Here is a 20,678-nt window from a genome sequence, read left to right as displayed (position 1 = left end):
TGAATTTTCTCTGTACCCCAACATATATTGTAGAGCCGATTTTATCAAGGTAGTTAACGCGCTGATTCAAAACGTAACTGCGTCTTGTAAATACGAATCACCGCTCTATGTATCGGCCAATAAAAAAGATCCCCTGAGTTTATAAAAACCCGAGGACCTATTCTATGGGCAAATAAGTTTGCCTAACTTATAAATTCTAATCCAAGAGATACGCGTTCATGTTACTTTACTTCTGGAAGTACACGTACTTCCTGTTCCATTGAAGATTTACAAAGTGGACATTCCGGCTCCTGTTCAAAACTGTAACTTTCTCTCATCCAACCCTGACAATCGTCACTGGTACATGACCATACGTTAGTTTCCACCTCTGGAACTGGTTCCTTTGGTCCGCGAGAAAATGACATGGCAGCATCCCCTTTCCTGATACCCTTCTATTATACCCCTTTCTCTTAAACAAAGAAAGGTCATATTATGCTAATTACGATTCTCCATAACCCTATGTTGAACAACACAACTAGCATTTTCATCCTTCTACTAGTATAGTCATGCACTATACAAATTATACCAAAAAGGGGGTGGGGCATTACAAGGCAAATCGTTGAATTGCTTTCGCAACACCGTCTTGATTATTCGTATCTGTGACAAAATCTGCAGCCTGTTTGATAGCATCCTGCGCATTGCCCATCGCAACACCAATTCCAGCTTGCTGGATCATTTTCATATCATTCAAACTATCGCCTACTGCCATAACGTTCTGCATGGTGATACCGAGCTTATCACAAACAAGTTCTAAGGCACTGGCTTTACTTACCCCTTTAGGGTTTGCCTCTACATTCGTAGGTAGCGAGTTGGTTAATTCAAGGTCATCTGAATAGGAAAGTTCCTTCACCATCACATCAAGCTTTTCTTTATCAAATGACTCACAACCAAACTTTAACCAATTATGTGCATAGAAATCTTCTGGAGGCGTCTCTCTGTACACACCGTCGGTTGAGATCATCCACATACCGACACCTGTTTCAATACCAAGATTCCATAACTTCTCCATTTTAGCCGGATCCATCAAATGCTGATCAACAAGCTCCTTCTTAACAGTCCAAATCTCTCCACCATTAGCTGTCACCAGGTAGGATTGGAGCTTGAGTTTTTCTGCATACGGATAGCAGGAGTTCAGCCAACGCCCTGTACTAAGTACTACTTGAATGCCTTTCTCTAATGCCTTGGCAATAACTTCTTCTGTGTACGGTGTCACTTGATGCTCACTTGTTAGTAATGTTCCATCCATATCTAGTGCTATAAGTTTCACTTCTTGTTTTTCTTCCATTTTTCAAACCTCCATGTTCTGATTATGTTCCACTTTAATTTTTCGATCATACAAACGTGTTGTAACAAAAGGTATTATCAGGAGACCCAATAAAATAATAAATAAAAGTTCAATATTATATAAATCTACAATGAAGCCACCAAACACTGGACCTATCATTCTCCCTGCTGCACCAACACTGTTGACAATTCCTTGGTAAAATCCTTCTCTGCCTTTTGGTGCCAGTTCATTTGCTAAAGTTGGCACAGCCGGCCATACAAGCATCTCGCCTACTGTCAATATCACCATAGCTGCAGCAAACATGGTAAATGTCTCTGAGACCATCGCAATCAGATAGGATACGATAAAAATAACCGTGCCCATATAAATATGAACCTTTTGGGATGTTATACGTTCTGCTACCCATTTTATCAGAGGCTGGCCAAGAACGATAAGAAAACCATTTATCGCCCATAAAGAACTATATTGCGCTAATGGGATACCAATGTCCTGTGTATAAGAAGCAATGGTTGATTGCCATTGACTATAGGCAATCCAGGCTATGAGGAATCCCCCACACAAAATAAACAAGGCAGTAAAAGCTGTTCTGCTTTGTATTTTTGCCCGTTGCTGCAAAATAGATGTGTGCATCTGTCGATCTTTTTCTTTATCGAGGTTCCGAAATGTAAACAGAACGATGATAAAATAAATAAGAAATACAGTGGCATTAGAAATAAATATATAATCAAAAGAAATACTGGCAATATAGCCACCCAACGTCGCACCGAGCGCCACACCAAAATTTTGAGCAACATAAATGGCGTTAAAAGCCCTTCTTCCACCTTCAGGCCAGATGGAACCAGCCATAGCAAACATAACGGGCCAGGTAATTCCTGAACCAAACCCAATTAGCACGAGAAAGATCGAGTAAGAGACGATGCTATCATGTGTGAAGGCAAGCATAACAGCAGAAACTACCGCAATGCCTGTTCCTCCTAGAATCGTTTTATACGCGCTAAATTTATCGAAAAGGAGCCCGCCGATTAGATTCCCTGCAATAGAAGCACCTTGGTTAAACATTAAAATGAACCCCGCAAAAGCTAAGCTTTTACCGAGCTCATTATGCATATAAATGGTGTTTAATGGCCAGAGAAAAGAGGCCCCCGTTACGTTAATTGCTGTTGCTATTACTAGTAGCCAGATATATTTTGGCAATTCTCATCATCTCGCATTCTCTGTAATGTACCACGTTATTCTATTACACTTTCGGCACTGTGGCAATTCCTATTTGCGCAATGAAAATAAACCTGTTTGTCCAGTTAATTACAGTGTCTCTATTGCTATTTTAACCCCTTTAAGAAGATCTTCCTCCGACCAGCTTGGCATATTCTTTTCCACAGCAAGCGCGTGTGAAGCAGGGATGTGGATAAAGCCAGAAGGGATCGTTAACCCATGTTGTTTTGCATAGTGTAGGCCATGATACATGACATTATTACACAGATAAGCTCCAGCCGTATTTGAAATTTTGGCAGGTAACTTCTCTTCTTTTAATCGGTCTACTATTTTCTTAATGGGTAGTGTAGAAAAATACCCATCTGCTCCATCTTCAGAAATAGCTTCGCCGTCTGGTTTATGCCCTTCATTATCTACAGGACCATCATTACAATTGATTGCGATCCGCTCTGGCGTGATACAGTTTCGGCCAGCCGCGAGACCTAGTGAGATGATAACATCGGGTTTATGTTGCTCAATTAACTCAATCAGCTGCTTACCAGACTTATGGAAATCCACGGTAAGTACTTCTCCTATAATCTCGTACCCATTGTGCTGCTCCCCATTTAATGACTGTGCAATAGACGTAGTTGGGTTAATGGGAAATTCTAAAAAGGCTTCAAATCCTGTTAGTAGTAATTTCTTCATGCTTTTTTCCCTCTCTCTATATGTTGTCGAAATTGTTTCAGGCGTATGAGAAATTGCTCTTGTTTACGAGCATCCTCCTCTGCTTTTTCTACAGATACCCGCTTAAAGGAGACCTCCCCACCTGGGATAAGCTGCGCAATCTTCGGAATATCTGTGGAGCTCACCGTACCTATTCTCGGATAGCCGCCCGTTGTTTGTCTGTCTGCCATTAAAATAATGGGTTCGCCAGCGCTTGTGATTTGCACTCCACCGAATGGAATGCCATCTGACCAGACCTTTACCTTTTCCGGCTTGATAGCCTGTCCCTCTAGTCTATAGCCCATTCGATTGGAATTGGCGCCCACTTTATACGGTTCAGTGAAAAACGTGGTTCTGTCTGCTTGTGTAAAATAATCGGTATGTGGACCTTCAATCAAAGAGATCTTAACCTTTTTTTGATAGATTGGAATGAGTGTGTTTGCTACACTGATTCCGGTCTTTTCCATTACTGGGTATCCTTTTATCACATCTTCTATTTCCAGCGACTTTCCAAAGCCACTATTCCCATCAACGGAGCTACTTCCAAAATAAGCTGGTGTCGCAAATCCCCCAGACACTGCCAAATATGCTCTTACGCCAGATTGATGTTTTCCGAAAACAAGTTCGTCCCCTTCTTCAATCCTTACCGTTTTCCACATAGCAATGGGCTCACCATTACACGTTGGACTTAGGTTGGCACCCGTGATGACAATTGTCATGGTCGTTTTTGCCAGTAATGTGGGACCTACTAATGTAATTTCAAGACAGGGACTCGTTCGCTTATTTCCTGCGAGGATATTTGCCACTTGAAGGGAAAACCGGTCCATTGCGCCAGACACGGGTACACCAAACTGTTGGTAGCCTGTCCGCCCCATGTCCTGAAATGTAGTTTGTATCCCTGGCTTGATAACTTGAAAGAGCTCTTGCTGTACCATAAGGCTGTCTCCTTTCTTCATTTAAAGGAATGTTTACATACTTTCAATCAAAATTCCTTCCGCTTGAAGTGCTGTAGTTAATTCCCTTACAAAAGGCACTGCGGAAGTACCATCTCCATGTACACAGATCGTATCAGCTTGTATAGGAAGGCTTTTCCCTTTTACGGACGTTACGTGGCCTTCGGTTATCATCCCCTTCACTTGCTTTACTGCCTGGTCAACTGATTCTATTAGTGCTCCTGGCGTGTTTCTTGGTGTAAGACTGCCATCTTCCTGATATGTACGGTCAGCAAAAACCTCTGAAGCTACGCGTAAACCTAGACGTTTCCCTTCCTCTACCAAATAACTACCTGCAAGGCCATACAAGATTAAGTTTTGGTCGAAGTCTGCGACCGCTTTCGCAATTGCATGTGCCACATGCTTCTTTTTAGCTGCTACGTTGTATAATTCGCCATGGGCTTTAACGTGATGCATTGGAACGTCTTGTGCCTTACAGAAGGCGTGCAATGCCCCAATTTGATAGAGAACATGGCTGTATATTTCTACATCCGTTAATTCGATCTTTCTCCGTCCAAAGCCTGCAAGGTCTGGGTAACCTGGATGTGCCCCAATGGCTACCCCGTTTTGTTTAGCTAGCTTCACCGTGTCTTCCATAACGTTTGGATCGCCTGCATGTGCACCACATGCTATATTTGCTGATGTAATATGTTGCATTAGCTGTTCATCTGCCCCGAAAGTATACGCACCAAAGCTTTCTCCCATATCGCAATTTAAATCTACTGTCCTATTCATCAGCGATCACCTCTTCCCACTTATTACTCAAGGTCAACTGACTATAATCTGCTTCAGATATTTCATAAAATTTCACGCGATCACCAGGCTGAAATAGAAAAGCATCCTCCTTCTTTTCTGCATCAAATAAAGGGATAGGAGTATTACCTATAATATTCCAACCACCAGGTGACGACAGTGGATAAATTCCTGTTTGGGCATCAGCAATACCTACAGATCCTGCCGGCGTTTTAGCACGAGGTTCTTGTAGTCTTGGTGTGGCGATTGCAGAATCCAATCCGCCGAGGTAAGGAAACCCTGGTAGAAATCCTAACAGATAGACTAGATATTCCGGTTGCTGATGTCGTTTCACCACCTCATCTTCAGTCATATGGTGTCTCTTCGCTACATCTGTAAGATCTGACCCATGTTCTCCCCCATAGCACACAGGAATATGTAATAGCCGTGTTTTTTCCTGAATGCTTTCTTGATCTTGTTCTTTTCCCAGTAGGTTCTCTAGCTTGCCTACTAGTTCCTCAAATCGTATTTTAATGGGTTCATAGTAAAGGGTGATGGTTTGATACCCTGGAACAAGCTCTATCACACCAAAAATAGACCTCTCCTGGATAAGCCTACAAGTATACTGAACTTGTTGGTTCATTTCTGGACTAACATCACCTGCAAATTCTATACGGATAACCCCATCCCCGATCGCAGCAATCGTCTTTTCCATTTCATCAGCCCCTTTCCATTTACTTGCTGTTTCCTATTCTAAAACAAATTTGTTTCTTCCTGCCCCCATACCAAATAACACGACACATAGAGAAACTCCAATTAGGAACATTAAAGGAATATTCCAGCTATGTGTCAGGTCATAAAGCAAACCAATAAGCAAAGGGCCAAGAGCTGCTAATAGATAGCCTAGGCACTGTGCCATTCCTGATAAGGCAGCTGCCTGCTTTGCGTTTTTTGCACGCATCCCCAGAAAAGCTAAAGCAAGGGCAAAGGTTCCGCTTAACGTAAATCCAATTAACACTGTGCTTATAATCATGACAAGGTAAGATCCCCCCATTAAAAGTCCTGTATACCCCGTAATCGAGAGAATACCATTCACAATCACGATCGGCCGCTGTGATTTTAACTTTCCGGCAATAACTGGCACAAGAAAGCTAGCTGGTAACCCAACAAGCTGCATGATGGAAAGCATCCAGCCAGCTGCTGACATACTTAAGCCATATTGGTGAAGAATCTCCGGTAACCAGGAAATCGTTACATAAAACAAAAAGGACTGCAGTCCCATAAAGGCTGCAACCTGCCAGGCAAGCGATGATTTCCAGATCGCATTGTTTTCGCTCGTAACGAAAGCGACATCCATAGATTGAGTAGACTTATTTCGCTTATTTAGGTATATCCATAAGAAGATGCCAAGAAGCGCAGGCACTCCCCATACAACTAAGGCCCATTGCCACCCTAGCCCCATGTTAATGGTTAGTGGAATACTGAGTCCTGAAGCAGCTGCAGCAAAAACACCCATTGCTGTGGAGTATACACTTGTCATCAACGCAACCTTCAAGGGAAACTTTTCTTTAATTACACTAGGCAACAAGACATTACATACAGCTATCCCTACACCAACAAGCAATGTCCCGAAAAATAAAAGGGAGATTACGGAGACCGAGCGGACGCTAATTCCTAATAGTAATAGCACAAGTCCTGCCAGCATGACGCGCTCATTTGAGAACCGGTTTGCTAATCTCGGGATGAGTGGTGACATCATGGCAAAAGCTACCAATGGTAGACTTGTTAACAAACCAGCACTCCAGTTAGAAATACCCAAATCGTCGCGAATCGTTGTGATGAGAGGTCCTACTGAGGTAATAGCTGGACGTAAATTAAAGGCTACAAAAATAATTCCTGCAACCAATATGATCTGTTGTATTTTCTGCGTCTTTTCTAACGTACGTTCCATTCTAAGTTTGTCTCCTTTATCTCTATCTGTGTTAATAGTAGCACAATAGGGAGAAAAGGAAAAAACGTAATGATCCGTAATTTTCACACGACTATACTTACTAGCTAATGATATAGATAAAGAGCGTTACATGTGGATACAAGGAAGGTGTTCGGAAGGTTTTATTCACGTGTGTTTCGAGGTGAAAAAGGTAATTCGTTTGCAAGAGGGAAGTGTAAAAAATAGTGGGGGTTAATATGCTCCTGAATATCGGGGTTATTAACAAAGAGGCTGGGGACTATCCGACGAGGTATGATGATGAGTCCCCTTTATGTATGTATAAAGTTTCTTTCCTTATTTCCCTGAAGAAAGAAGGCTTTCTTTATGCTCATCCAGTATATTATTGGATATCCAGGCAATACGGTAGCTAACTGTGCCAAACCTTAACTTACTCCGCGTCAATGCATTAACCATAAGGATCTCTTCCAACTCTTCCATCATGTACGACACTTGAGCATATGGATTAATTTGCTTTTCCTCCTCAAAAGGTTGACAGGCTAATAACCAATTCCCACTATTTCTCCCTTTCTCCCCTACATTTCGAACATCCTTCATCAAATCCCCCTATCTTGTTATACTTCTTTTTTTCTCCGCTGCTTATCTTCCCCTTTAAAACCAATTACAATTTAGTTTAATACAGGAAAATATATTCATGACTATATTCCTATTATGCCATAGACGTCAAGAACCATATGTTTTCTGTAATGATGTCGAAACAAGGAGAAAATCCCATGCATTTGATCCATCCGCTGTCAAAAAAACACGCATTATAGAATACCTTGTAGAAAAATAAAACAAATTGAGGATTTAAAAAGATATGAAACTAAATATTACAATTGTGTAAATTATTTTACAATTAAGTAACAACTTAAACTGGTCTGTGCTTTTTGATGAAACTTCTCCTTGCAGTCATTAGCAATAACCCTTGGTTGACCAATTTTCCCAACAGGCTATTTTCCTTGGATGTCGCTATGATTATGGTATAATATTTGTATAAATCAGCATATACTAATATGGCTGTACAGTGTGTAAATAAGTCTTTTGGACGATTGCTTTCGTTCGAAAAAAAGACCACAGCTGCAACTGTGGTCAGGTGATAAGCGGTTCTCTCAGAGGATCGGCTTCCTAGTTAATAGGCCTTCCCCAACCATCACTTTTTAGGTTAATGGGGAGGTCTATTTTTTGTTGATCATACGAATGATCAGAGTCAGGAGCGCTATAATAAACGTCCCAAACGAGAGCATTACCATAAATACTTGATAAATATCCAAATGGCATCCCCCCCTTCGTCAGAAAAAGGGCTTTGCCGATCACTACTGATAAAGAACGTTATCTAGTTACTAGTATACCACGCACAGAGCGAAAAATACCCCAAAACAGGAACAAATGTTCTATTTATTTCATAGGATATCTTTCCTCTAAAAATGTGGCTATAAAACAAGCTTTGACTGCTTGTTTACGATATTATATGCTACAAAATTAATTCCTTGTAATGCAAATGGAAGGAGTTAACGATATAAATTTTGTGATTTAATAGAAAATCTGCGCTTGTCTCCATTTATAAGGATCAAAAAAAGGACACTGATTTCAAATCAGTGTCCTTTTTGATTCGTGTTTATTCCGTTTCATCCGTTGTAGCTGGTTCCATATCCTGAATGTCTTCTGGTTGTTTAATCTCTTCGGAATCAGATGATTTAACGATGCCTTCCTCTTCCGGTGTTCCGTAGAAATAGTCGGAAGAATCAACAGGATTCCACGATTCATTTGGTGTATAGAATCTTAATAGATCACCGTATAAGACTTCATCTGACAGTTCAAGCTCTTTCAGAACCTCTTCTTTTTGTTTTTCCATTTCTTCAGTAGGGTTTTCAATTACTTCTTTTGTTTCATTGTCATAGAAAACATCATTCACAGAGCTGTATTCTGGTGTCATAAAGTCACCGTTTCTGAATGGAACAACTTCTTCATGCTCCTCTGAGAACAAGTCGGTACCAAATTGGATATAGTCTTTCGCATCAACGCCCATTAAATGAAGCATTGTTGGCATAACATCTACTTGACCACCATAAGAGTGGTTCGTCCCTTGTCCTTCAACACCAGGAACTTTAATAAAGAATGGTGTCCGTTGAAGTTCCGCATTTTTTAATGGTGTAATTTCTTCACCCGTAATTTCTTCCATTGCACGGTTATGATTATCAGAAATTCCGTAATGGTCTCCATAAATCATGATTATAGAATCTTCATAGAGCCCTTTTTCTTTTAGATCATTGAAGAATTGCTCCAACGATTCATCAAGATAACGCGCAGTTTGGAAATAACGGTCCACTGAACCATCGCCCGTTTCTGCAGGAGCGATGCTAGCATCCTCTTCATCTATTAAATAAGGATGGTGGTGTGTCAATGTCATCATGTGCGCGTAGAATGGCTGATCCATGTTTTCCAAATATGGCATAGATTCATCAAAGAATGGTTTATCCTTCAAGCCATAATTAATTACATTATCCTCACTCATATCGAAAAAGTCAGCATGATAGAATTCATCAATGCCTAAATGCTTGTATACTTCGTCACGGTTCCAGAAAGACTTTCCGTCACCATGGAAGACAGAACTTGTGTAACCAAGCTCTTGATCTAAAATAGCAGGTAATGCTTGGTACGTATTTGTTCCCTTCGTTACAAATGCAGCCCCTTGTGGCAGTCCATAAAGGGAGGTATCCATCGTTAGCTCAGAATCAGCAGTTTTACCTTGTTCTGTTTGATGGAAGAAGTTATCAAAATACGTAAAGTTTTTACTTTCGTCATGTACGAGTGAATTTAGAAATGGGGTTACTTCTTCCCCATGTAACTCGTAATCTATCAAAAAGGACTGGAAGGATTCTAAGTGAATCTTAATAATGTTTTTACCTTCACCTTTACCAAAGTATTCTTCGTTTGGTGCAGCATACTTGTACTTCGTATAGTTTTCCACTTGTGTAATATCATCACTATCCGCTAGCACACGGCGTGTAGATGTTTTAGCACTTTGAATCGCATCATAAATGGTGAAGTTATATGCACCTAAATATTTTACGACATAGTTACGGTCAAATGTCCGCTCCAACAATTGCGGACGATCCGCTTCGGCTAAACCAAGGTTAACAGAAAAGGCAATCACACCTGCTACGATAACTGTTAGCGGTTTGCGAATTTTCATTCTTGTAACAGACCAGTTTGATTTCATTGTAATAAACAAAACAATCAGCAATACAAGATCTAATGCATAAAACAAATCTTGTACTTGAACTAAATCTGCAATACTTCCACCAATGCTACCAAAGTTATCAGTCTGCATTAATGTAGGAATCGTAATAAAATCACTATTGAAACGATAGAAAACAACATTTGCATAAAGAATAAATGTCATGATCGCATCAATCAGGATAATAAACAATCCCGCTTTTCTTCCTTTAGCGAATAAGGCAAGCCCTAAAAATATTAGAGCAGAGCTTAGTGGATTAAAGAATAATAGAAACTGTTGCATGGCTCCACTAACACCAAGACTAAATTCAGTAGAATAGATTATATACGTTTTTAACCAGAGTAAGACAACAGCAATAGCGAAGAATCCCATCTTCGTAGATATTAATTTCTTCACTTTCTTCACCTCTTATTTTCTTTACATTTAATTAACATTACAACGATTTTTTATTATACCCTACTTATTACCTTTGGTCAAAGTTATTTTGAACTGGGTATATCCTACTGTAGGGCTTGGTCACATATATAGCGTGGCTCCCCAGGCTAACTCAGCTCATAAATTAGAACAATTTACCTATGGTACAAAATACTGCAAAAATAAAATAAAAAAAGGGACAAGCACTCCTGTCCCCTTTTTCATTCGTTTCGTACCTTTTAACGTTATTATACCATTCTGTGAAAGAAGTTAAACCCATATTTCTTAAACTCTGTCCTTATTAAACTTTAAATCTGGCAACGAGGCTATTTAACTCTTCTGCTGAGTTTGCCAGCTGTTTGGAACTGTTTGCTACTTCTTCCATTGCGCTACTCGTTTGTTCAGTTGAGGCGGAAGTCTCTTCCACACCGGCGGCAGATTCCTCGGCGATGGCCGCAATTTCTTCAACAGAATGATTCATCTTACTACTTTTTCCTGCCAAATCTGCTAAGTTGGCAGAAATAGCGTTTATACTATCCGCCATCGTAGTGACAGACCGATTTATCTCTGTAAAGGTTTCCGATGTAGATTGTATTTTTTCTGTCCCTTGTTCTACTTCTTGATAGCTGTCGTTTAATGAAACAGAAATAGCTCGCGTTTCAGTTTGGATATTTTTTACAAACTCTGTAATACCGGATACTGATTTTGCTACTTCTTCAGCAAGCTTCCTTACTTCATCAGCAACAACCGAAAAGCCTTTGCCACTTTCCCCTGCTCTGGCTGCTTCAATTGCAGCATTTAATGCAAGTAAATTCGTTTGTTCCGCAATATCCTGGATTACCGATACAAGTTGACTGATATGCTGTGTATGCTGGTCTAATCCTTGGACTTTCACCACTGCGTCCCGGACAATCTCGTCAATTTTCAACATTTGTTCTCTGGATTCACTCATCAAACTTGCTCCCTCATTCGTCTTAGCAAGTACGTTAGTGGAAGTTGCTTGAATGTTTTCTCCGCTTTCATTCGTTTCCTGTATGCTCTTAGTAAAAGTGGACATGACCGAAGATAAGCTACTTGCATTGGTTGCTTGCTCTTCTGTACCATGAGCTAATTCTTCCATCGTAATGGCAACTTGCTCAGAGCCTGCTTTTACTTCGTTAGCTGACTGGGTAAGCTCCTCGCTTTGATTGGACACCGTACCAGATACCTCACCTATTTTCATAATCAACTGTCGCGTATTAGTAGTCATCGTATTTGTTGCAGACACGAGCTCGCTGATTTCATCCTTTGTGGTGATGGAAAGATCCTCGTGACGAAGATTTCCTGAAGCAACCTCTTTCATACGTTGCATCACTGTCACAATCGGTTTTGTAATTTTACTTGAAGTTACAAGGGCTGTTGTAACACCAGCGAGGATTACGAGCAAAGCAATAACAGAGGTGACTATCAAGTTGGTATGACCGCTATCTACAATCTGTTTTCCGAGCTCTTGGATCTCTTGCTCGCTAGCTGCTGCCATTTCCTGAAATGCTCGCGTGATCTCTCCCTCTAATGGTTGAACAAACAAGGACATGATTTCCAGTGCTCTATCTTCATTCCCATTCTCATATTCAGCAATAACTTCATCTGTAAATGTACCCCATTCAATTTTTTTCTCCATAAGGGTTTGAATTTCATCTGTGTCATTTAATTCCAGTAATTTGTTTTCCAAGGCAATCGATTCATCAATGCCTTCATTAAATTGTTCCTTTAAATTAGAATCACCGTATAACAAATAACCACGTAATAAAGACGTTCTGTTTTGCATATCAAGTGTAATTTTCTCTTGGGTAATTAACAGTTCCAAATGGTAATCTGTCAATTCTTCCATATCTTTATTTGTACTATATACGGTATAGGCATTGTACCCTGATAACAGAACAACCAAAAAAATGACAATTCCGAAACCGAATAGTATTTTTCCTTTAATTCGTTTGAAGCCAAACCTCTTCTTCATCTATTCCACCTCTTCAATGTTAATATCCTAGTAGTACAATTCTTCCTACTTGGTATATCGACATGAAGCGAGAAGTATTTAGGACTCTAAGAAAAGCAACAATATTAAATTAATTATGGGATGGTTAGCCAATTATGCTTTACGGCTTTGAGGGCAGCGCTTGTCCGGTCTGCAACATTTAACTTCCTTAGAATGGCGCTAACATGATTATTCACAGTATATGAAGAAAGGTATAATTCCTGGGCTATCTCGGAATTTTTCTTTCCTTTTGTAATGCCTTCAAGTATCTTCCACTCTTGTTCACTTAAAATGCCAGTTGGCTTCTGTTCTTTTACAGTATTCTTATGTATATAATCATTCATGAGCACGGGACACAGTTGTGGATGAACATACTGACCACCTTCAAAAATAGATTCAATTGCTAATTTTATTTCGATTAATTCCATGCGACCATGAAAGTAGCCATCAAAACCCATCAGAAATAATTTTTTTAAATCTTCTACATTAATTTTTTTAATTAAAAGCGCAATAAGTGTCGTAGACTTGCTCAGACCAGAAAGAATCTCTTCTAAATTTGTGTCTCGGCCTAACTCAATAATGACTAAGTCTGTATCCAGTGTTTGCTTAGAGATTTGCCCATGCTTCAATATGTTGTAGAATTCTATGTTGTAATAGTTGATACTTTCGCTTAGTATTCTACAAATGTTGTCCATCATTTCAGATCTTGAAATAACCGTGACTTTCTTCATCTATTTTACTCCTTTATGATTATTATGTCCTAGCTGTTTTTGCGCATGCAAAAAGGGAGTCGATTGTTCGACTCCCTTTGTTGCCTATTATCCCTATTATATACTTATAACTTAAATTTTCCAACTAGTACGTTTAACTCTGTTGCCAGCTTTGCAAGCTGCTCGGAGCTTCCTGCTATTTCTTCCATGGAACTGCTCGTTTGCTGTGATGAGGCAGAGGTTTGTTCAACCCCTGCTGCTGATTCTTCCGAAATAGCTGCCATATCTTCTATGGAACGATTCATCTCTTCACTGCTCGTGGCCATTTCCGAGAGATTTTCGGAAATTTGTTTCACACTATTGGTCATTTCGTTTACGAATAGCTGAATGCCCTGGAATGTTTCTCCAGTCGTTCTCAGTTGTTTCGTACCTTTTTCTACTTCTGCATAGCCAGTTTCCAAGGATTGGGCGACACTATTCGACTCTGTCTGGATCCCCGTAACGATTCCAGTGATATCTGTTACCGAAACTGATACTTGTTCAGCTAATTTTCTAACTTCATCAGCGACAACGGCAAATCCTTTTCCTTGCTCCCCAGCTCGTGCTGCTTCAATCGCTGCATTTAATGCAAGCAGGTTGGTTTGTTCTGCAATGTCTCTAATGACCGATACCAACTTCGAAATCTCCTTGGATTGGGTATCTAGTCCTTTCATCTTCTGTACAGACTCTTTTACGATGCGATCTATGGCTACCATTTGTGCCGTGGAATTTTCCATTAACGTGCTTCCCTCATTGGTCATGACCATTACTTCATTGGATGCTTGCTGGACAAGTGCCCCTTTGTCATTAGCCTGATGCACTTTGGTGGTGAAAGAACTAATTACTTCCGCCAAATCACTTGCACTATTAGCTTGTGTTTCCGTACCACTTGCTAACTCCTGCATCGTTTCTGCTACCTGTTCACTTCCCGCTTTTACTTCATTTGCAGACTGTGTCAGCTCTTCACTATGACTGGTAACAGTTTGGGAAACGGTTGCTACCTGATGAATGACATTTCGCAAATGTTCTGTCATTCCATTAATAGCTGTCGACAGTTTGCCTATCTCATCTTTGCCTTTATAATCCATTGGTTCGACAGCCAGATTGCCGTCAGCAATTTGATTACTAATAGAAACCACACGGCCTAAGTTACGTGATACACTTCTACTAATCACGAAAACGAGAACCCCACCAATAACAATGCTACCAATCATCGTTGCCAGTTGAATGATTAAGGTAAGTTCTTGCAAATCTTTTGTTTCTCTTGTAGATTCGAAGCGTTCTTCATTCATTACTTCCCGTAACTCATCAAGTTGAAAAACAATACTTGAACGAAGGATCTTTGCCTCCGAAACGAGGGAAGCTGCATTTGATGTGTCTCCCTTGTTCGCCACAGGGACCACTTCATTCATGAAAAGTTCGTTCATCTCTTGATCCTTACTAACGATTTGTTCAAATAGTTCTTTTTGTTCAGCAGTATTTATTCTCTCACGAATCTTTTCAGCCAGCTCATTAAATTGTTTCGTGTAAGTCTCATATTCTTCCACGGATAACATGCTTTGATTATACATGTAGGTTGAAATAGGAACACCTTTCTCTTTCGTAATCGCGCTCATTTCCGTAATATCTACTGCTTGATTTCCCCGCATATCCACGTTTCTAACATTGTCTCCAATGTCAGCTAGCAACTTAGAAACATAGGCTGTAGATGCAGCAATGAGAATAAACACAAGTATAATGGTAAAGCCGTATTTCCAACCGATCTTCACATTTCGTAACGTAAGCTTTTTCCGCATTCCCCTAGTTCCTTCCCTATGTAGCTTGAGTTTATCCCGGTGCAACCGTCCATAAGACTCCCACTTCAAAACATGTGGTGAAATCGTGATGTTTTAGTTGGAGTAAGCGGACGTTAACACCCCGATTCGTTCAACTAACAATCAGTGGAGGAAGGATGAAACCGCCCCACTAATTGAAGCTTCACTTTATAGTGCTTTTGATAATGCCTCGTTAATTCTGTCCGCTGTAAAAGGCTTGACGATAAAATCCTTTGCCCCAGCTTGAATTGCTTCTACAACCATTCCTTGCTGCCCCATCGCTGAGCACATAATAACTTTTGCATCTGCATCCAGCTTTTTAATTTCTTTTAATGCTTCTACACCATTCATCTCAGGCATCGTAATATCCATCGTCACAAGATCTGGTTTTACTTCTTGATACATATCTACTGCAACTTGGCCATTCTCCGCTTCGCCAACAACCTCATGTCCAAGTTTTGTTACGATATCCTTTAATTGCATACGCATAAATGCAGCATCATCTGTTACTAAAATTCTTGCCATGATTGAAACCCTCCAAAATAAAATTAATTGATCGCTTGTTTTACTTCCTGTACTTCTTCCATATCCAAAATATGTTCTAAATCCAAAAGGATAAGCAGCTCATCCTTTAATTTAGCAACACCTTCTAAATATCTTGCCTCCACTCCAGCAATCATTTCTGGTGGTGGTTCAATTGCCTCTGCTCCGATATCCAAGACCTCATTAGCAGCATCCACAAGCAACCCAACCTGCATCCCTTTTATCTCTACAATCAGAAAGCGGCTTTCGTCTGTTGTATCCGTCTGCCCAATCCATAACCGTTCTCTTAAATCAATAACGGGAATTGTGTTTCCTCGCAAATAGATGACTCCTTTAATGAAAGAAGCCGTTCTTGGTACCTCTGTTACTTTTTGTAGACGTTCAATGGAATGTACCTGACTGACATCCACTCCGTATGATTGGTTCTTTAATGTAAACACAATAAATTTTCTTACGTCTTTCACAATTTGTCCCCCCTTATTTCACTAATGCATTAGGATCAAGAATTAATGCCACACGCCCGTCACCTAAAATTGTGGCACCTGAGATGGCAAAGACATCCTTCAAGTAAGCTCCAAGCGCCTTAAGTACGACTTCTTTCTGACCGATGAAAGAGTCAACCAGAATACCTGTCAGCTTGTTCCCTTTTTTCACAACCACAATAGCCTGGTCTGTTGAATTATTTGTTTCTGTTTCTTCTATATTAAAAACTTTTCTTAAGGAGACGATCGGGATAATATTTCCCCGGAAATCAATCACTCTCTGTCCGTGTGCATCCATAATTTCTTTTTCGTCAATCATCAATGTTTCAATGATAGAAGAAAGTGGGATGGCATAGATTTCTTTTGATACGTCAACTAGCAGTGTTGATAGAATCGACAATGTTAGTGGAAGCTGGATGGAAAACTTACTTCCTTTCCCTTGTGTTGACTCAATGGATAGCTTTCCACCAAGCGATTCAATTTTATTTTTGACCACATCAAGTCCTACTCCGCGGCCGGAAATATCTGAAACTGTTTCTGCTGTACTAAAGCCAGAAGCGAGGATAAGCTCATTTACTTCTTGATCTGTTAATTTTTCCAGTTGTGCTTCTGTTAAGACACCATTTTCAATCGCCTTTGCAGCAACTTTTTCACGATTGATTCCAGCTCCATCATCTTCCATTTCTATAAACACATGGTTCCCACTATGGAAAGCACGCAATATTAGGCTTCCTTTTTCCGCTTTGCCTGCTTTTTTACGCTGCTCTGGTGATTCAATACCATGGTCAATCGAATTTCGGATTAAGTGAACAAGTGGATCACCAATTTCATCAATTACCGTACGGTCTAGCTCCGTATCTGCCCCAATAATCTCTAGTTCTAAGTTTTTGTTAAGATCCTTGGCCAATCCGCGCACCATTCTTGGGAAACGATTAAATACCTGTTCTACCGGGACCATGCGCATCGTAAGAATTAAGCTTTGCATATCCTCTGAAACTCTAGACATATGCTCGACAGTATCTTGTAAAGCTTCGTTTTTAATTTCACTCGCCAAATCTTCTAGTCTACTTCTGTCAATGACTACTTCTTCAAATAGATTCATAAGATCATCAATCCGTTCAAGATTCACCCGAATTGTTTTAGACGTAACGGCTTTATGACTTTCTTGTTTCGCCTCAGTGGGTGCTTCTTCTTTCGTTGCAGCGATTTCTTCTGTTGCTAATACAGCTTCCTCTTTCACCGTGACATACGGGCTAATCTCAGCAGATTCTACTTCCGATACATTATGTACACTTTGCTTCACTTCTGCTGCAGGAGATTTTGTTAGCACGATAAGAGAAAAACGGTCTACCTCGCCTGCTTCAAGCTCTTCAACAGGAGGAGATGTTTTTATAATTTCACCATGTTGTTCGACCGCTTCCACTACCATATAGGCTCGGGCAGCTTTTAAGATACACCCTTCGTCCAGCGCAACCTCCATTTGGTAGGCTTCAAAGCCTTGCTCCTTCGCCTGGTCAAGCACAGTTAATTGATATTCATCAAGCTCCAGGTTTTCTTGCGTTGTAGCTTTTGCAGCGACCGGAACCTCTTCTTCTGGCTGTTTTCCATTTTCAATTGCTTCTAGGCGAGCAATTAAATCTCTCACATCTTTCTTTCCTTCGTTCCCACCTGCAATCGATTCGACCATCTCTTCTAATGCCTCTACCGCCGCAAACGTAACGTCGATTACTTCGGTCGTAACATGTAGCGAGCTGTTTCTAATTTTGTCTAATACATTTTCCATATTATGAGTTAAGGATGCAATATCTTCGTAGCCCATTGTGGCTGCCATCCCTTTTAATGTGTGGGCGGAGCGAAAAATCTCATTCACAATGGAAAGATCATCAGACTGTTTTTCCAGCTTTAACAACTGGTCATTGACTGCCTGTAAATGCTCATTACTTTCATCTAGAAATATTTCGATATAATCATTCGTATCCATATAACCTTCCTTTCACCTTCGTATTCTTATAGACTAGCTATCTAATAAGAACATGACATCTAATTCACCAAGATTTTCAAATCCTGCTGTTAATTGTATTGCTTTTTTGTAACCAGAAATCTTTGTAGATCCCTGTAATACTGTTGGTGCTGTAATATCGGTTGTCAGCCCTTCATTCACGATAATGGTCGCAATTCCACCGGCTATCATATTCCCCAGCTCTCCACTAAAAGAGACAAGCATCTCTCCCTCCACAGCCATTCCAAACATGACACCGCCAATTCCACTAAAGACAGCGGGATCACCTGAGAGCATGATTTTTCCTCTGATGTCGCCTGTTATCCCTATTAGCACACCATACTCTACAATTGGCGGCTCTGTTAGTAGTTGTGGTTTTGAAACGTTTTGAGCTACTGGGATAATGGATTTCATGGTAGTATTTGTGCCATTAAGTAAATGTGTTATAACTTTGCTCTGTTGATTGGCTGTTGTTGTCATCTTGCTATCTCCCCTTATTATTCATTTGTCGTTATATCGTAATTAGGTAGAATGAGTACTTCTACTCGCCTATTTTTTGCCCGGTTTGCTTCCGAGTTGTTTGGCACAATTGGTTGGTGTTCCCCGTAGCCCTTAGCACTAAATTTGCCTGGGTCAAGCTGATCGTTCTCTAGGATCAGCCCCATAAAATTAATCGCCCGCATGACACTAAGCTCCCAGTTTGAAGCAAATTCTGCGTTATAAACAGGGCGATCGTCCGCATGCCCACTTACAACTATTTGATGTGGCGGGTCTGTATAGAGAAGTTCTGAAACATCCTTCGCAAGACGCTGCCCTCTTTCTTTAACCTCTGCACTACCCGAGTCAAAAGAAATATCATTCAAAATTGTAAGCAATAATCCTTCATCAGTGAGCTGTGTATCAAACACCTCTTCAAGATCTTCTTCTTTGATATAGTTATTAATGTGCTCTTGGATTGTCTCCAATTCTTCAAGCTCTTCATCCTCTTTGCTTACCTGTTTGGGCTCTTCTTGTTTCTCTTGCTCTTCTTCGTCTTCAGGAATATCAACAGTTGATTCATTCGGTGCATTGCTTTCTTCCATAAAACTAGCCCCACCTGAGAATTCTTCCTGGAACACAGTGGAAAGCTGGTTATACTTTTCCGAATCAATTTCACTCATGGCGAATAAGACAATGAAGAGTGCTACAAGTAAGGTAAGTAAATCGGAATATGGTAAGAGCCAGGATTCATCAATATGGTTTTCACTATGTTTTTTCTTTCTACTCATTAGCTTCGTCCTGTTCCTGACTTTGTCTTAACGCTTTTAATTCTTTTGTAGACAGGTAAGACCCAAGTTTATCCCTTACCATCATCGCAGAATCACCATTTGTAATAGAGAGAATTCCTTCTACGATCACTTCTTTACGTTGCACTTCTTTTTTTGACTTTTCCTTTAGCTTATTGGCAAATGGATGCCATAGCACGTAACCTGTAAAAATACCGAGTAGCGTGGCAATAAATGCTGCGGAAATCGCATGACCTAATGCTTCGATGTCATTCATATCACTTAGGGCTGCAATTAAACCAATTACGGCTCCAAGTACGCCAAGGGTCGGGGCATACGTTCCTGCCTGAGAAAAAACGGCTGCGCCTTCCTGGTGTCTTGATTCCATCGCGTCTACCTTTTCCAGCATCACTTCACGTATAAACTCTGCTGGTTGACCATCAATCGCAAGTTGTAAGCCTGAAGATAAAAAAGGATCCTCTGTTTCTTCTACTTGCCTTTCTAATGAAAGTAGTCCTTCTTTTCTTGTTTGATCAGCCCACTCTGTAAACGTCATGATTAGTTCTTGTGTGTTTTCCTGTTTTTCTTCAGAGAAGATAATTTTAAACAGGGAGGGTATTTTCTTCACAGTGCTCATTGGAAATGCAATAACAACAGAGGCCGCTGTTCCCACAAGAATGATCAGAATGGCAGCTGGATTTATTAATGCTGCAACGCCTACACCTTTTAATACCATCCCTACACCGACTGCAATCACACCTAGTATGACGCCAATGACAGACGTTTTATCCATTACACATGTCTCCTTTATCTCGTTGTCAGTTGTAAAATTAACTAGTAGGTTTCGTTAAGGTGAGGAGGATCTTTAATATTCGTTCAACCTTTTTCAGCCTTATTAAAAACGCTATCCCTTAAAAGTAGAATAGCCAAAAAAGAATAATTGATTATCTTTTTGGCAGCCAGGCGATCGTAGCTTGAGAACCTTAGACCCTTTGCTTTGCGTCCTACTCTTTCAAGCAGTTTGCCTTTTCTAGAATTGGATTTTGTCCCATTAGTTAAAAATACCTATGCTTTTATATCGTCTCATTTTAAAAATAATTTAGGGATAATGTAAAAAATAAAATTTGGAACAATCCCCCAACTGTTTTGCAGAGTGTGATTTCCTGGTGTCCAACCCGCTTTAACCAAAATAATATTCTACATTT

The 20,678-nt window shown here is 40.3% G+C and carries 20 protein-coding genes and 1 riboswitch; all 20 genes read right to left on the bottom strand.

Annotated features, from left to right (window positions below):
• Positions 1 to 221: 221 nt before the first annotated feature.
• The 20 genes from K3T81_RS14410 to motA all read right to left on the bottom strand — a co-directional run bounded on the left by K3T81_RS14410 (position 222) and on the right by motA (position 20,266).
• Positions 222 to 404 (bottom strand): cold-shock protein, encoded by a 183-nt coding sequence (locus K3T81_RS14410; protein ID WP_036575169.1) that lies wholly within the window; start codon positions 402 to 404, stop codon positions 222 to 224.
• A 179-nt stretch (positions 405 to 583) separates the two neighbouring features.
• On the bottom strand, positions 584 to 1,324 hold the full coding sequence (locus tag K3T81_RS14405) for a Cof-type HAD-IIB family hydrolase (protein ID WP_058950926.1): 741 nt from the start codon (positions 1,322 to 1,324) through the stop codon (positions 584 to 586).
• Between the two features lie 3 nt (positions 1,325 to 1,327).
• On the bottom strand, positions 1,328 to 2,518 hold the full coding sequence (locus K3T81_RS14400) for an MDR family MFS transporter (protein WP_161464598.1): 1,191 nt from the start codon (positions 2,516 to 2,518) through the stop codon (positions 1,328 to 1,330).
• Between the two features lie 108 nt (positions 2,519 to 2,626).
• Positions 2,627 to 3,223, bottom strand: coding sequence for a pyroglutamyl-peptidase I (locus tag K3T81_RS14395; RefSeq protein WP_238020691.1), 597 nt, complete (start codon positions 3,221 to 3,223; stop codon positions 2,627 to 2,629).
• Complete coding sequence (locus tag K3T81_RS14390) at positions 3,220 to 4,176, bottom strand: 5-oxoprolinase subunit C family protein (RefSeq protein ID WP_238020689.1); 957 nt, start codon at positions 4,174 to 4,176, stop codon at positions 3,220 to 3,222. Before K3T81_RS14390 ends, K3T81_RS14395 begins: the two co-directional genes overlap by 4 nt.
• A gap of 33 nt (positions 4,177 to 4,209) precedes the next feature.
• A complete protein-coding gene (locus tag K3T81_RS14385) occupies positions 4,210 to 4,968 on the bottom strand; it encodes a 5-oxoprolinase subunit PxpA (protein ID WP_238020688.1) in 759 nt (252 codons plus the stop codon).
• Complete coding sequence (gene pxpB / locus K3T81_RS14380; protein WP_238020686.1) at positions 4,961 to 5,680, bottom strand: 5-oxoprolinase subunit PxpB; 720 nt, start codon at positions 5,678 to 5,680, stop codon at positions 4,961 to 4,963. The genes K3T81_RS14385 and pxpB overlap by 8 nt, the downstream gene beginning before the upstream one ends.
• A 33-nt stretch (positions 5,681 to 5,713) precedes the next feature.
• Positions 5,714 to 6,916, bottom strand: coding sequence for a CynX/NimT family MFS transporter (locus K3T81_RS14375; protein WP_238020682.1), 1,203 nt, complete (start codon positions 6,914 to 6,916; stop codon positions 5,714 to 5,716).
• A 333-nt stretch (positions 6,917 to 7,249) separates the two neighbouring features.
• The gene (locus K3T81_RS14370; RefSeq protein ID WP_238020681.1) at positions 7,250 to 7,510 is read right to left on the bottom strand and encodes a hypothetical protein; all 261 of its coding nucleotides are present in this window, start codon (positions 7,508 to 7,510) and stop codon (positions 7,250 to 7,252) included.
• Between the two features lie 620 nt (positions 7,511 to 8,130).
• Complete coding sequence (locus K3T81_RS14365) at positions 8,131 to 8,226, bottom strand: putative holin-like toxin (protein ID WP_081779381.1); 96 nt, start codon at positions 8,224 to 8,226, stop codon at positions 8,131 to 8,133.
• A gap of 344 nt (positions 8,227 to 8,570) precedes the next feature.
• Positions 8,571 to 10,589, bottom strand: a complete 2,019-nt coding sequence (gene ltaS, locus K3T81_RS14360; RefSeq protein ID WP_238020680.1) for a lipoteichoic acid synthase — start codon at positions 10,587 to 10,589, stop codon at positions 8,571 to 8,573.
• A 319-nt stretch (positions 10,590 to 10,908) separates the two neighbouring features.
• Positions 10,909 to 12,603 carry a methyl-accepting chemotaxis protein gene (locus K3T81_RS14355; protein ID WP_106897399.1) on the bottom strand — a complete coding sequence of 565 codons (1,695 nt, stop codon included), beginning with the start codon at positions 12,601 to 12,603 and terminating at the stop codon, positions 10,909 to 10,911.
• 113 nt (positions 12,604 to 12,716) lie between these two features.
• Positions 12,717 to 13,352 carry a response regulator transcription factor gene (locus tag K3T81_RS14350; RefSeq protein WP_238020679.1) on the bottom strand — a complete coding sequence of 212 codons (636 nt, stop codon included), beginning with the start codon at positions 13,350 to 13,352 and terminating at the stop codon, positions 12,717 to 12,719.
• Positions 13,353 to 13,456: 104 nt separating this feature from the next.
• Entirely contained in the window at positions 13,457 to 15,166 is a 1,710-nt protein-coding gene (locus K3T81_RS14345) for a methyl-accepting chemotaxis protein (protein ID WP_238020677.1), read from the bottom strand.
• A gap of 186 nt (positions 15,167 to 15,352) precedes the next feature.
• Positions 15,353 to 15,709 (bottom strand): response regulator, encoded by a 357-nt coding sequence (locus K3T81_RS14340; protein ID WP_106897402.1) that lies wholly within the window; start codon positions 15,707 to 15,709, stop codon positions 15,353 to 15,355.
• Between the two features lie 23 nt (positions 15,710 to 15,732).
• Positions 15,733 to 16,191: a chemotaxis protein CheW gene (locus K3T81_RS14335; protein WP_238020676.1), complete on the bottom strand. Its 459-nt coding sequence runs from the start codon at positions 16,189 to 16,191 to the stop codon at positions 15,733 to 15,735.
• A gap of 13 nt (positions 16,192 to 16,204) precedes the next feature.
• Positions 16,205 to 18,190, bottom strand: coding sequence for a chemotaxis protein CheA (locus K3T81_RS14330; protein WP_238020675.1), 1,986 nt, complete (start codon positions 18,188 to 18,190; stop codon positions 16,205 to 16,207).
• Positions 18,191 to 18,223: 33 nt separating this feature from the next.
• The gene (locus K3T81_RS14325; protein ID WP_106897405.1) at positions 18,224 to 18,688 is read right to left on the bottom strand and encodes a chemotaxis protein CheX; all 465 of its coding nucleotides are present in this window, start codon (positions 18,686 to 18,688) and stop codon (positions 18,224 to 18,226) included.
• 17 nt (positions 18,689 to 18,705) lie between these two features.
• Positions 18,706 to 19,476 (bottom strand): flagellar motor protein MotB, encoded by a 771-nt coding sequence (gene motB / locus K3T81_RS14320; protein ID WP_238020673.1) that lies wholly within the window; start codon positions 19,474 to 19,476, stop codon positions 18,706 to 18,708.
• Positions 19,469 to 20,266 carry a flagellar motor stator protein MotA gene (gene motA / locus K3T81_RS14315; protein ID WP_238020667.1) on the bottom strand — a complete coding sequence of 266 codons (798 nt, stop codon included), beginning with the start codon at positions 20,264 to 20,266 and terminating at the stop codon, positions 19,469 to 19,471. Before motA ends, motB begins: the two co-directional genes overlap by 8 nt.
• A gap of 158 nt (positions 20,267 to 20,424) precedes the next feature.
• A riboswitch (cyclic di-GMP riboswitch) is annotated at positions 20,425 to 20,509 on the bottom strand.
• Positions 20,510 to 20,678: the final 169 nt, after the last annotated feature.

The organism is Oceanobacillus jordanicus (assembly GCF_022095695.1).
GTDB classification, from domain to species: domain Bacteria; phylum Bacillota; class Bacilli; order Bacillales; family Amphibacillaceae; genus Oceanobacillus_B; species Oceanobacillus_B jordanicus.
This window is presented reverse-complemented; position numbering and strand designations above follow the sequence as displayed.

What these genes read in the sequence shown, in the direction of transcription:
- K3T81_RS14410 (WP_036575169.1), bottom strand. Translation starts at nt 404, where the DNA reads ATGTCATTTTCTCGCGGACCAAAGGAACCAGTTCCAGAGGTGGAAACT.
- K3T81_RS14405 (WP_058950926.1), bottom strand. Translation starts at nt 1,324, where the DNA reads ATGGAAGAAAAACAAGAAGTGAAACTTATAGCACTAGATATGGATGGA.
- K3T81_RS14395 (WP_238020691.1), bottom strand. Translation starts at nt 3,223, where the DNA reads ATGAAGAAATTACTACTAACAGGATTTGAAGCCTTTTTAGAATTTCCC.
- K3T81_RS14390 (WP_238020689.1), bottom strand. Translation starts at nt 4,176, where the DNA reads ATGGTACAGCAAGAGCTCTTTCAAGTTATCAAGCCAGGGATACAAACT.
- K3T81_RS14385 (WP_238020688.1), bottom strand. Translation starts at nt 4,968, where the DNA reads ATGAATAGGACAGTAGATTTAAATTGCGATATGGGAGAAAGCTTTGGT.
- pxpB (WP_238020686.1), bottom strand. Translation starts at nt 5,680, where the DNA reads ATGGAAAAGACGATTGCTGCGATCGGGGATGGGGTTATCCGTATAGAA.
- K3T81_RS14375 (WP_238020682.1), bottom strand. Translation starts at nt 6,916, where the DNA reads ATGGAACGTACGTTAGAAAAGACGCAGAAAATACAACAGATCATATTG.
- K3T81_RS14370 (WP_238020681.1), bottom strand. Translation starts at nt 7,510, where the DNA reads ATGAAGGATGTTCGAAATGTAGGGGAGAAAGGGAGAAATAGTGGGAAT.
- K3T81_RS14355 (WP_106897399.1), bottom strand. Translation starts at nt 12,603, where the DNA reads ATGAAGAAGAGGTTTGGCTTCAAACGAATTAAAGGAAAAATACTATTC.
- K3T81_RS14350 (WP_238020679.1), bottom strand. Translation starts at nt 13,352, where the DNA reads ATGAAGAAAGTCACGGTTATTTCAAGATCTGAAATGATGGACAACATT.
- K3T81_RS14345 (WP_238020677.1), bottom strand. Translation starts at nt 15,166, where the DNA reads ATGCGGAAAAAGCTTACGTTACGAAATGTGAAGATCGGTTGGAAATAC.
- K3T81_RS14340 (WP_106897402.1), bottom strand. Translation starts at nt 15,709, where the DNA reads ATGGCAAGAATTTTAGTAACAGATGATGCTGCATTTATGCGTATGCAA.
- K3T81_RS14330 (WP_238020675.1), bottom strand. Translation starts at nt 18,190, where the DNA reads ATGGATACGAATGATTATATCGAAATATTTCTAGATGAAAGTAATGAG.
- K3T81_RS14325 (WP_106897405.1), bottom strand. Translation starts at nt 18,688, where the DNA reads ATGACAACAACAGCCAATCAACAGAGCAAAGTTATAACACATTTACTT.
- motB (WP_238020673.1), bottom strand. Translation starts at nt 19,476, where the DNA reads ATGAGTAGAAAGAAAAAACATAGTGAAAACCATATTGATGAATCCTGG.
- motA (WP_238020667.1), bottom strand. Translation starts at nt 20,266, where the DNA reads ATGGATAAAACGTCTGTCATTGGCGTCATACTAGGTGTGATTGCAGTC.